At 61.6% G+C, this 10708-nt stretch carries 13 protein-coding genes; 11 read left to right on the top strand and 2 right to left on the bottom strand.

Going from position 1 to position 10708, the window contains the following annotated elements:
* The 4 genes from KDH83_RS13385 to KDH83_RS13370 all read left to right on the top strand — a co-directional run.
* On the top strand, nucleotides 1-364 hold a 364-nt coding region (locus tag KDH83_RS13385; protein WP_212316416.1), incomplete at its 5' end, for a phage tail assembly chaperone.
* 180 nt (nucleotides 365-544) lie between these two features.
* Nucleotides 545-2467 (top strand): lytic transglycosylase domain-containing protein, encoded by a 1923-nt coding sequence (locus tag KDH83_RS13380; protein WP_212316414.1) that lies wholly within the window; start codon nucleotides 545-547, stop codon nucleotides 2465-2467.
* Nucleotides 2464-3066, top strand: coding sequence for a phage baseplate protein (locus KDH83_RS13375; RefSeq protein WP_212316412.1), 603 nt, complete (start codon nucleotides 2464-2466; stop codon nucleotides 3064-3066). Before KDH83_RS13380 ends, KDH83_RS13375 begins: the two co-directional genes overlap by 4 nt.
* A gap of 1 nt (nucleotide 3067) precedes the next feature.
* Nucleotides 3068-3373, top strand: coding sequence for a hypothetical protein (locus KDH83_RS13370; protein WP_212316410.1), 306 nt, complete (start codon nucleotides 3068-3070; stop codon nucleotides 3371-3373).
* Between the two features lie 5 nt (nucleotides 3374-3378).
* Here KDH83_RS13370 and KDH83_RS32870 read toward each other — a convergent pair whose 3' ends face one another.
* Nucleotides 3379-3732, bottom strand: a complete 354-nt coding sequence (locus tag KDH83_RS32870) for an Arc family DNA-binding protein (protein ID WP_212316408.1) — start codon at nucleotides 3730-3732, stop codon at nucleotides 3379-3381.
* A gap of 338 nt (nucleotides 3733-4070) precedes the next feature.
* On the opposite strand from KDH83_RS32870, the gene KDH83_RS13355 reads away from it, so the two are divergent.
* Together KDH83_RS13355 and KDH83_RS13350 are read left to right on the top strand one after the other, a co-directional pair.
* Complete coding sequence (locus KDH83_RS13355; RefSeq protein WP_212316401.1) at nucleotides 4071-5156, top strand: Bro-N domain-containing protein; 1086 nt, start codon at nucleotides 4071-4073, stop codon at nucleotides 5154-5156.
* A 67-nt stretch (nucleotides 5157-5223) separates the two neighbouring features.
* Nucleotides 5224-6249, top strand: coding sequence for a hypothetical protein (locus KDH83_RS13350; protein ID WP_249205085.1), 1026 nt, complete (start codon nucleotides 5224-5226; stop codon nucleotides 6247-6249).
* On the opposite strand, the gene KDH83_RS13345 is transcribed toward KDH83_RS13350, so the two are convergent.
* On the bottom strand, nucleotides 6246-6608 hold the full coding sequence (locus KDH83_RS13345) for a hypothetical protein (RefSeq protein WP_212316399.1): 363 nt from the start codon (nucleotides 6606-6608) through the stop codon (nucleotides 6246-6248). The two genes, KDH83_RS13350 and KDH83_RS13345, sit on opposite strands and share 4 nt — an antisense overlap.
* Nucleotides 6609-6617: 9 nt before the next feature.
* On the opposite strand from KDH83_RS13345, the gene KDH83_RS13340 reads away from it, so the two are divergent.
* Genes KDH83_RS13340 through KDH83_RS13320 form a run of 5 tightly spaced genes read left to right on the top strand, consistent with a single transcriptional unit; the run spans nucleotide 6618 to nucleotide 10594 of the window.
* The gene (locus KDH83_RS13340) at nucleotides 6618-7364 is read left to right on the top strand and encodes a Gp138 family membrane-puncturing spike protein (protein WP_212316397.1); all 747 of its coding nucleotides are present in this window, start codon (nucleotides 6618-6620) and stop codon (nucleotides 7362-7364) included.
* An 8-nt stretch (nucleotides 7365-7372) separates the two neighbouring features.
* Nucleotides 7373-7726 (top strand): hypothetical protein, encoded by a 354-nt coding sequence (locus KDH83_RS13335; protein ID WP_212316395.1) that lies wholly within the window; start codon nucleotides 7373-7375, stop codon nucleotides 7724-7726.
* Nucleotides 7726-8907 (top strand): baseplate J/gp47 family protein, encoded by a 1182-nt coding sequence (locus KDH83_RS13330; RefSeq protein ID WP_212316393.1) that lies wholly within the window; start codon nucleotides 7726-7728, stop codon nucleotides 8905-8907. Before KDH83_RS13335 ends, KDH83_RS13330 begins: the two co-directional genes overlap by 1 nt.
* Nucleotides 8907-9572, top strand: a complete 666-nt coding sequence (locus tag KDH83_RS13325; protein WP_212316391.1) for a DUF2612 domain-containing protein — start codon at nucleotides 8907-8909, stop codon at nucleotides 9570-9572. Before KDH83_RS13330 ends, KDH83_RS13325 begins: the two co-directional genes overlap by 1 nt.
* Nucleotides 9573-9601: 29 nt before the next feature.
* Complete coding sequence (locus KDH83_RS13320) at nucleotides 9602-10594, top strand: hypothetical protein (protein ID WP_212316389.1); 993 nt, start codon at nucleotides 9602-9604, stop codon at nucleotides 10592-10594.
* Nucleotides 10595-10708: the final 114 nt, after the last annotated feature.

The following is a 10708-nucleotide window of genomic DNA, read 5'->3' as shown; positions in this document are numbered from 1 at the left end:
GCGGATCGCCCCGGTCATCCCGCCCCTTATCCCCGTGTATCTGCGGCTGGCTCAAGGGGGAGCGCCGCTGATGGACGATCCTTCAAGCCTCGGGGAATTGCTGCAGCCGTTCACTGACGGCCTGGCGGCGATGAAGGACGAGGACGCGGACTACATCATGGGCGTCTGCCTCGGCGTGGTGCAGCGCCAGCAGAACGGCGCATGGGCGAACGTATGGAGCACCAGCCAGGGTGTCTGCATGTTCCAGGACATGGACCTGGGGGTGATCTTGCCCCTGATTGTGCGCGTCATAACCCAAAACCTCGGCCCTTTTATGCAAGGCCTGCTTACCAGCCAAGGGAGCGGGCCGGCCGACGCGCAGTAGCCTGGGCCAGCCTGCCGGATGGCGAGGACTGGCTGCTGGCGCCAGTCCTGCGCGGCCATATCCACTACGACAAGCTGCTGGACGGCTCGATCGACCTAGCCGACGTCGCGCTCATGAACGACGCGGCAGCCGTGCAGGCTGACAATGAAATGCTCGCGCGACGGGCAATGGACGAAGGCAATGGCCGGCAACGCTGAAGTGATCCGCGAATTCCTGGTCGCCCTTGGCTTCAAGGTCGATCAGAAGGGGCTCAAGACCTTCAAGGAAGGGGTTGAGGATTCCACAAAGGGCGTTGTGCGCCTGGTGGCAACCATCCAGGGGGCAGCCTTAACCATCGGCGCCAGCGTCGCCGGCTTTGCCTCCAAGATCGAGAGCCTGTATTTCGTCGGCCGCCGAGTCGGCGCTACCGAGAATAGTCTGCGGGCGCTTGGTGGAGCCGCGCGCGATTTCGGCGTGTCTGCCGACGTCGCGCTAGGTAGCGTGGAGGCCATTGCCAAGTTCATGCGGAACAACCCGGCAGGCGAGTCGTACATCGCCAGCTTGGGAGTCCAGACGCGGGATGCCAACGGCAATCTGCGCGATACGGTCGACCTCATCGCTGACATCGGTCGCGTGATGGCGAGTAAGCCAACCTGGCTGGCTAATCAATACGGCAGCGTTCTCGGGATCGATGAAAACCTGATGCTCGCGATGCGAGACCCGGCCTTCATCGAGCGTCTGCGCCAGATCCGCAAGGAGTCTGAGAACAACGGCATGTCGCGGGCGGCCAAAGACGCCCACGAGCTGATGACCTCGATCCGTGAGCTGGGCCGCACCGCGGACAACATGTTCACGCTGATTCAGGCTGACCTGCAGGAGAAGGTCGGGCCCGAGTTGAAGCGGTTCTCGGCATGGTTCAAGGACAACGCGCCAGAGATCGCAAAGCGCATTTCGGACGTGGCCCAGGTTGTGCTCAGGACGGCCGAGACAATTCTGCCGATCCTTGGCGCCGTGATCGAGAAGTTTGTCGAGTGGGACAAGGCAACCAACGGCTGGACGACTAACATCCTGCTCGCGGTGGCTGCACTGAAAGTCCTTGGCGGCTTCCAAATCCTGAGCGGTCTCGGGAAGCTGGCGGGAGCGCTGCGCGGCGTGGGTGTGGCTGCGGCGGCAGCCCAGGCAGGAGCGGCGGCAGGTGGCGCGGCGGCTGCCGGTGCCGGGGTAGCGGCCGGTGCGACGATCGGCACGACCGCACTAGCAGCGGCGGCGATTGGTGCTCCTATCGCCATCGGGGGAGCCTACTTGCAGCACCAGATGACCGGTACGGAAGAGGGTATCAAACAGCGCATTGCCGATCGACAAGCCAGGATCAAGGAAAAGGACGAGCTGATCGAGCTGGATCCTCGGAACGCCGCGAAGTACCAGGCAGAGAAGATCCCGCTGGAGCGGGATATCGCTGACTACACGAAGAAGCTGGAGCAGTTGAAAGCGGGACAAGCTGCGGCACCTGCACCTGCACCCGGGCCCCAGACCAGCGCTCCGCCGAACGCCATGGCCGCGGCGCTGTTCGACAACTTGGAGAAGCACTACGGCTTGCCTCAGGGCTTGCTGGACAGCGTCTGGCTGCAGGAATCTGGACGCGGCAAGAACATGCTGTCTCCGGCGGGAGCGGAGGGCCATTTTCAGTTCATGCCGGCGACGGCCAAGGAAATGGGGCTCAAAGATCCAAGCGACCTAGAGCAATCGGCTGACGCCGCCGCGCGGTACTTGAAGTGGCTCCTTGGGCAGACTGGCGGCGATCTGAAGAAGGCGCTGGCTGCCTACAACGGCGGGATCGGAAATCTCGGCAAGCTTGGCCTGGACGGTATGCCGGCCGAATCGCAGAAGTACTACCGCGATGTGCTCAGCAGGCTTGAGCAGCAACCGTGGCAGGGGTACTACGCGGGGGCCGATCAGGGGCAGACCGTCGGAGCGGAAAAGGGAAAGGCTGTCTCGATGAACGCGAACACCACGATATACGTCAGCGGCGCGCGCGATCCGAAGGCAGTCGCCGAGGCCGTGGCCGGCGAACAAGCCCGCGTTAACGACGCAGCAGTACGAACCATTGGTGGGGCGCAAGGATGAGCATCATCGATTCGCTGGGCCTGGACATGATCCTGCTGTCGTCGAAGAAGATCGGCGACATCACGATATCGGCCACGCTGGAAGAGGTCTACCACGACGAGCTGACCATCACGGAGCATCCCGTCGAGAACGGCGCCAACATCAACGATCACGCATTCAAGCGGCCCAACGAGGTGATCATCAAATGTGGATGGAGCAACTCCGACTACACGGCCATCCTTGGTGGCACGCCGGCCAAGGTGAACAACGGCATGCCGGCGACGTCTACCTACGTGGACGCCGTCTACTCCCAGCTGCTGGCCCTCCAGGAGTCCCGCAAGCCGTTCGACCTGGTCACCTGCCGGCGGCAGTACTCGAACATGCTCATCCAGAGCCTGATGGTGATCAACGACGACAAGACGTCGGGCGCCCTGATGGTCACGGCGACCTTGCGCGAGGTGATTATCGTCAAGACGAAGGCGACGACCCTGCCTCCGCGGGATGTGCAGGAAGACCCGGCAGCCACCGCGGAGACGGAGAACAAGGGAGCAAAAGCACCGGTACCTGGCACGCCGGCACCAGGTGGAGCATTGCCCGTTCCCAGTTCCATTGGAGGTTGACATGGCGGTATACGAGATCCCACTGACGCCAGCGCCTCAGACCTTCGGTATCACGCTGGGCGGCATCGACTACCGCCTGACACTCCTTTACCGCGGCGGCTGGACAGTCGACATCGCAGACGGCGGGGGCAATCCTATGGTTGGCGGGATCCCGCTTGTCACCGGCGCCGACCTGCTGGAGCAGTTCAGGCACCTGGGATTCCAGGGTGGCCTGTTCGTGCAAGGGGCCGCTGGCCCGGACGCTCTGCCCACGTTCGAGGATCTGGGCTTCGGGTCGACGGTGTACTGGGTGACGATGGAACCGTAATGCCGTCAGGTCTTGGAACTGTCATCGTCTGAGTCTGGTGGCGCTAGCGCACCCTTCGATGACCGAAACACGATGTCTCTGACTATGGTTAGGAGGCTTTCCAGGTCCCGACGATTCTCTGGTTGAACCATGTGTTCCGCCCAGCCCTGAGCAGCTTTGTCAACTTCCGGGAGGGTGGACTTGCTGGGACGCTCGAAGAAGTCATTAGCTTCGATGGACCACTTCAGGCGATTGATGATCTCGGCATTCATTGAGCGGCCGTTCTTTTTAGCGAGATCGGCGATCTGATCGCGCATGCCGTCAGGGAAGCGGACTACGAATTGTTCGGCGGTTCGACTTGGGGGTAGCTTGGCAGTCATAGTCAAAATAGTACTCGCCATTTGCTACTGTTACATAGTCGCCTATTGCGATGATCGCAATTCACTACTATTATTTGTCTACGCCATACCGGCGTCAAAGGAGCAGATGTGACAAAGCCACTTAGTGCGACGTGTGACAAGTTCATGCTTCGCTTCGCAGATCCAGGTGTTCGCCAAGCGCTAAAGGTCCGCGCTGCTGTGAATCGTCGAAGCCTGAATGCAGAGATCTTGTGTCTGATCGATGCTGGTCTGAAAGCCCAAAAAGAAAACGCCCCGACGGCTGCAACCGTCGAGGCGTTGGATTTGCAGTAACCCCTTATCGACAAAGGAAAACTGACATGAAAAGTGTACATCAGATCGAGCCGTGCGGCCAGATTCCTGTTGCGAATACGGCACTGGTAGCCATGATGGAGAGCGAACGCAAGGATCAGGTCCACGAAGCCAAGGTGCTGTTGACCCGACAGAAGATCGACGCCGCCGGGAAGCGGTCGCCGGAGACGGCGGAGGTCAGCCCTTTCAATTTCGGCGAGCATCCGGTGCGGGTGATGGTCCGAGAGGGTGAGCCCTGGTTTGTCTGCTCAGATGTGGCAGAGACCTTGGGATATCGAGATTCCCACAACGCGGCGAGGCACTTGGATGCCGATGAAAAGGGTACTCAGATTGTGAGTACCCCTGGAGGGGACCAGAAGCTGACCATCATCAACGAATCCGGTCTGTACGCCTTGGTCCTACGCAGCCGTAAGCCCGAGGCGCGAAAGTTCGCCAAGTGGGTGACGTCTGAGGTTCTGCCACAAATCCGGAAGACGGGCGTCTATCTTCCCAAGGAATTTGCGGTCAATCCGGGCGACGTACTGACCAAGGAACAACAGGACGCTCTGCGCCAGCTGGTCAAGACCACTGCCGATCGACTGCCGAAGGCAAAACAAGGCCCGGCGTCGATCAAGATGTGGAGCAAGCTGAAAGCGCACTTCGGTGTGGCCTACCGGGAGATTCCGCAGGCTGAATTTACCGAAGCGGTGAGCCTGCTGACCAGGGCGGCGACGGAATGGGAGCTGGTTGACGACGACGAGGACGAAGCGGCGGCAAGGGCGGAGCGTGAAAAGAAGGCCTCCAGCGTAGCGGCAGAGGTCGGGGCAGTCGCCTACCGAACTGTCTTCAAAGCAGTGATGGATAGTGATGAGGACATCGAGACCAACCGTTGGGTGTTCGGGCTGCGTCACGGGAACTTTGGCCGCAGTGATGTTCAGGACGAGCCCTGGGCGCAGTTGGTCCCCCGAAATGCCTGCATCGCATCGCTCGCAGACATCGCCAAGATGATCAACGAGCCGAACGGGATGGTGCCGGAGCAGGGCGACTTGATTGCGCTGCTTCTGGCCTGCGCCACGAGAATTCGGGACAAGTTGCCCGAGGGACTTCGAATCTAGGCTTTGACATAGCACGGGCGCCACTTCTCGCAGGAGTGGCGTTTCTTACCCATTTCCGGAACCCACCATGTCTACCCAAGAACTTCCCGCAATCACCACCTACGGCGACGACGTCACCGCTGGTGAAGACACCGAACAATGGATCCGCAAGGCCTCGCTGATCGTCGGCACCGAGGACGCGCTGGACCTGTCCGACCTGCGCTTTATCTTCCGCATCAAGCGGGGTGATGTGCAGACGCCAAACACGCTCCGGGTCCGCGTCTACAACGTAGCGCCCCAGACGGCCCTGCGCACGATGAAGGAATTCACCCGGGTGGTGTTGCAAGCTGGCTACGAGGGGAATTACGGCATCATCTTCGACGGCACCATCATTCAGGTACGGATCGGGCGAGAGAACCAGACCGACACGTATGTGGACATTCTGGCCGCCGACGGCGACAGCGCCTATAACTTCGGCTTTGTGAACACGACGCTCGCAGCCGGCGCCACCATGCAGGATGTGGTCGATGCGTCGCTGAAGGCCATGGAACCTAAGGGTGTCACGAAGGGGTATATGGCGCCGCTGACGCATAGGCCTTTGCCGCGTGGGCAGGTTTTGTTCGGATTGGCGCGGGACTTCATGGCGGGGGTGGCGCGCACGACGCAGTCCGTGTGGAGCATTCAGGATGGCAAGGCGGTCATGTGGCCCGAGACGTCATATCAGCCTGGCGATATCCCGGAAATTGGACCTGACACTGGTCTGGTGGGGCTGCCCGAGCAGACTTCTAACGGAATCACCGCACGCATGTTGCTCAACCCCAGCGTGAAGATCGGAACACTTATCCGGCTGAAGAACGAGGCTATCCAGCTTTACGAGTACAACCCTGATATCAAACAACAGGCGGAAAACGAGAGGATTTCGCAGCAAGCGGCGCTACAGGATCAGGGCTACTACTACGTCATGCTCGCCGAGCACTGGGGGGACACGCGCGGCAACGACTGGTACACCGAGGTCGTCTGTTTGGCTGCAGACGTGACGGCAATACCCGATGCCTTTAAGAACCGGGGCTACTCTGCCACCCCGCCGCTTGGGGTCATAAAGACGGACCTCTAGCGATTGAGGTATTGAGGGCCAGCCAATATCTTGGCTTCCCAGTCTTTTGACACGTTCGCACGCATGAGTGTGTTGAGCGGCACGGTTGTGGTTGACATCTTCGGGACGACCATAAACGCGTCGCCGTCGATGGTCTGGCCCCAGCAACCGACGTCCCAAACTCCACGATAGGACACGTACTTGCGCATATTGGGCGCGTTCACAAGGGGCAACTCACACTTCTCGTGTAGGTAAAGAACTGTGGGGAATTGCAGCTTGATAGTTTGCCCAACCTTGGCACCACGGACAGGGTAGATGTAAGCCTCTGCGCCGTGCGCAGTACCAGAAGCTACGAGTAGCGCGAGCAGAATTTTCTTCATAGAGGCACCATGAACCGATTTGAAAGGTCAGATAACCCTGAGCTGGCGTTCCGCCGCTCCTTCCGGGGCTTGCAGGCAGAGATGTGGACGGCGCTGCCCGGCATCGTGCAATCGTTCGACGCCGCGGCCCAGACCTGTGTCGTGCAGCCGTCGATCATGATGCCGATTCGCGGGGACGGCCAGCAGTTCGTCGCGACGGCGCTTCCGTTGCTCACAGACTGCCCAGTCCACTTCCCATCTGGCGGGAATTGTACGCTGACGTTTCCTGTCAAGGCCGGCGACGAATGCATTGTCGTTTTCTCGTCGCGGTGCATCGATAGCTGGTGGCAATCTGGCGGCATCCAGGAGCAGGCCGCACGGCGCATGCACGATCTGTCGGACGGCTTCGTTTTCGTTGGCGTCCGGTCCCAGCCGCACACCATTCCGTCCATCAGTACTACCGCCACGCAGTTGCGCAGCGACGACGGCCAGGCGTTCTTTGAACTGGACCCGAGCAGCCACAAGCTGCGCATCGTGGCGCCAGGCGGCCTGGATGTAATCACGCCGCATGCCACTTTCAGCGAAAAGGTGACCGTAACGGGCCTCTTTACCTTCCTGGGTGGCCTGATCGGCAGCGCCGTGTCCGGGGCGGCAGCGAAGATCACGGGCACCATCAACTTCTTCGGGACACTCACCTCGAACAGCAAGCGGATCGACGATACGCACGCCCACAGTGGCGTGCAGGGCGGTTCATCCAACTCCGGGCCTGTTGTGTAGGAGATTCCATGCGGTATCGAAAGCTAGACGCTAACGGGGATTACTCGTTCGGCGGGCAGCAGCTCGACTATTTCCGGGATACGCCGCTGGCAGTGGCGCAGGCGGTCCAGACGAGGCTGATGCTGTTCCGGGGGGAATGGTTCCTGGATACGACGGACGGAACGCCCTGGATGCAGGAGATCCTGGGCAAGAACACGCGCTCAACCTATGACGCGGCTATCCGCCAGCGCATCCTCGGCACGCCGGGGGTAACGGAGCTGGTGGCCTACAGCAGTGACCTCGATACGGAGGCGCGGCACGTGACGGTAGAGGCGACGATCAATACGGTCTACGGACAGACCACGGTACAGGCGAGGATTTGATGGCCATCACCACTACGGCGCCAACGATAGACGCCACGGGCATTCACGCGCCGACATATGCAGAAGTCCTGGCATTCCTGCAGTCCCAGTTCCGGGCGATCTATGGTGCTGACACCTATCTGGAGGCCGACAGCCAGGACGGCCAGCTCCTGGCGATCATTGCCGCGGCGATCAACGACACGAATACTGCAGCCGTCCAGGTTTACAACTCCTTTTCGCCGGCGAAGGGGATCGGCGCGGCGCTGTCCAGCAACGTCAAGATAAACGGCATCAGCCGAGCATCCGCGAGCGCGTCGACCGTCGATCTGCGCATCGTCGGCCAGGCAGGAACCACGATTCAGAACGGCATCGCCAAGGATGCGAACCAGCAGCAATGGGCGCTGCCGGCATCGGTGGTCATCCCGCCGTCCGGCGAGTTGACGGTAACGGCGTCCAACACGGGGCAGGGTGCCATTGCCGCGCCGGCCGGGACCATTACCCAGATCGGCACGCCGACGCTGGGCTGGCAGTCCGTGACGAACCCGGCAGCGGCAACGCCGGGCGCGCCGGTCGAAACCGATGCCGCGCTGCGCGTGCGGCAGGCCGTATCCGTGGCGCTGCCGTCGCGCACGGTGCTGGAAGGCACGGTGGGCGCTGTGGCATCAATTGCCGGCGTGGCGCGCTATCGGGCCTATGAGAACGACACGAACGCCACCGACGCGAACGGCATACCGTCGCACAGCATCAGCCTGGTGGTGGACGGTGGCGATGCCATGGCCATTGCAAGCGCGATTGCGGCCAAGAAGACGCCCGGAACGGGGACCTATGGGACCACCACGGAGGTCGTCACGGACATCTACGGTATTGCGCATCCCATCCATTTTTTCCGGCCGACGACGGCGCCAATCACCGCCGTGATCACCATCAAGGCGCTGACGGGGTACACGACCATGACCGGCAACCAGATCAAGCAGGCGGTCGCGGGCTACGTGAACGCGGTTGAAATCGGCGGCGGCCTGAGTGGATCTGTGGAGTGGGGCGACGCGATCACGGCCGCGAATTCGGTGGGTGGGGGGACCGCCTACAAGCTGGTGTCGCTGACGCTGACAGGTCCGAGCGGTCCTGGCGCGCCGGATGTTTCCCTCGCTTTCAATGCGGCCGCGGCAACGACGCCAGCGGCCATCGTGCTGACGGTGCTGTGATGGCGGAAATCGGAAAGTACATGGGGCTGGTCACGGCATTTCACCGGGGCAAGCCGAAATTCACCGGCATGATTCAGACCGTGTCGCAGTGCTTCGTCGACGCCCAGGCCGCCATCAACGCGCTGGTGCCGGCGTTCGACCTTGATGCCGCCGTGGGCGTGCAGCTTGACGCCGTCGGCCTGTGGGTTGGCATCGGCAGGAATGTGCGCACGCCGCTGGTAGGTGTCTATTTCTCGCTCGATGTCGCTGGCCTGGGCATGGATGAGGGTGTATGGCAGGGCCCGTTCGACCCAGATTCCGGCGTTACCTCGCTGGATGACGACACCTACAGGCTACTGATCCGCGCGAAGATCGCCGCCAACCATTGGGACGGCACGCTGGAAACCTCGGCCGCCATCCTGAACCAGATCTTCCAGGGCGGCACCCACGTGCTGATCGAGGACAACGGCGACATGTCGGTGGACATCGGCGTGGCCGGCGCGCCGCCTTCGGCGCTGTTCCTGGCCCTGCTGACCGGGGGCTACATCCCGATCAAGCCCGAAGGCGTGCGCATCAAGTACTACGTGCTCCCCTCGGGCGAGGGGCCGCTGTTCGGTTTTGACGTGCAGAACCAATACATCTCGGGGTTCGATAACGGACTCTGGGGATCGCTGTTTGCCGGTTGATTTCGCCGGTTCAATAAGGAAAACACTCCGTGGCTATCAATCAAATCCTTCCCTTCGGCACCGCCGCTGGCGCCAACGTGCTCGCACCCGCCGACTATCAGGCCCTGGCTAGCCGCAATGCCGGCTTCTCGGCCGGCACCGCCAAGTCCAAAGAGCTGAACACCGTCTGGCGCCAGGCGTCCTTCGTGGCCGCCATGCTCGGCCAGTACATCGCCGACAAGAGCGGCCAGGACGTGCTGGACAACGGCGACCTGGCCGCGCTGCAGGCCAAGTTTGTGGCGGCGTTGGCTGCATCACCTGCCTTCACCGGCACGCCCACCGCGCCGACGCCAGGGCAAGGCGACAACTCCACCAAGATAGCGACGACGGCATTCGTCGCGCGTGTCCTGGGCTCGTACCCGATGATGGTTTCGATTGCCGCGGTGCCGACCTACAACGCTGGGCCGCTGATGATCGCGGAGGCTGGCGAGATGTGGCTGTGGACTTCGACCGCTTTTTACACGGGCTACCGCTCGCCGTTGTGTGGGCGCCCGCTGCTCGGCCACACGCCCAGCCCGTTTGTCAACGAGATCGATGCCACGGGCGGTTTGCTGTCGAAGGCAGCCTATCCGGCGCTGTGGGGCTACGCGCAAGAAGCTGGGCTTGTTGTGTCTCAAGCAGTTTGGGCTGCAAACATCGGCGCGCACTACTTCGTCGACGTCAACAGCACGCAGTTCCGTGTGCCCGACCTCCGCGATATGCATTTTCGCCATACCGGAACGAATGCCGACGGCGGCGCGCGGGCGCTGGGCACAAAGCAGCTTGACGCGAGTCAGCGTTTGCAAGGCGTGCTTGGCGCAACGCAGGAGATCGGCGTGGGTGGGGTCTTTGCTGCGTTGCCCGGCACGACAACGCAGTTTGCCGCTTCTCCGACATCAGCTCAGAGCTTCACCCAGGTCCAAATGGACACGGTTCGAACCTCGCGCGTGTCGAGTGAGACGCGCGGCATCAACGTCGCTTTCCACCCACGCATCCATATCTAAGGTCAAACATGCACAAGCACATCACCGTTTATCAGACGGACCGCGACGGGGTCTATCTCTATGAGACTGTCGCGCACGAGTTCGAACTCGACGAGGGCGTCTACAACGTGCCCT

The sequence above is a fragment of the Achromobacter sp. Marseille-Q0513 genome (assembly GCF_018195695.1).
Classification (GTDB): Bacteria; Pseudomonadota; Gammaproteobacteria; order Burkholderiales; family Burkholderiaceae_B; genus Achromobacter.
This window is presented reverse-complemented; position numbering and strand designations above follow the sequence as displayed.

What these genes read in the sequence shown, in the direction of transcription:
- KDH83_RS13380 (WP_212316414.1), top strand. Translation starts at nt 545, where the DNA reads ATGGCCGGCAACGCTGAAGTGATCCGCGAATTCCTGGTCGCCCTTGGC.
- KDH83_RS13375 (WP_212316412.1), top strand. Translation starts at nt 2,464, where the DNA reads ATGAGCATCATCGATTCGCTGGGCCTGGACATGATCCTGCTGTCGTCG.
- KDH83_RS13370 (WP_212316410.1), top strand. Translation starts at nt 3,068, where the DNA reads ATGGCGGTATACGAGATCCCACTGACGCCAGCGCCTCAGACCTTCGGT.
- KDH83_RS32870 (WP_212316408.1), bottom strand. Translation starts at nt 3,732, where the DNA reads ATGACTGCCAAGCTACCCCCAAGTCGAACCGCCGAACAATTCGTAGTC.
- KDH83_RS13355 (WP_212316401.1), top strand. Translation starts at nt 4,071, where the DNA reads ATGAAAAGTGTACATCAGATCGAGCCGTGCGGCCAGATTCCTGTTGCG.
- KDH83_RS13350 (WP_249205085.1), top strand. Translation starts at nt 5,224, where the DNA reads ATGTCTACCCAAGAACTTCCCGCAATCACCACCTACGGCGACGACGTC.
- KDH83_RS13345 (WP_212316399.1), bottom strand. Translation starts at nt 6,608, where the DNA reads ATGAAGAAAATTCTGCTCGCGCTACTCGTAGCTTCTGGTACTGCGCAC.
- KDH83_RS13340 (WP_212316397.1), top strand. Translation starts at nt 6,618, where the DNA reads ATGAACCGATTTGAAAGGTCAGATAACCCTGAGCTGGCGTTCCGCCGC.
- KDH83_RS13335 (WP_212316395.1), top strand. Translation starts at nt 7,373, where the DNA reads ATGCGGTATCGAAAGCTAGACGCTAACGGGGATTACTCGTTCGGCGGG.
- KDH83_RS13330 (WP_212316393.1), top strand. Translation starts at nt 7,726, where the DNA reads ATGGCCATCACCACTACGGCGCCAACGATAGACGCCACGGGCATTCAC.
- KDH83_RS13325 (WP_212316391.1), top strand. Translation starts at nt 8,907, where the DNA reads ATGGCGGAAATCGGAAAGTACATGGGGCTGGTCACGGCATTTCACCGG.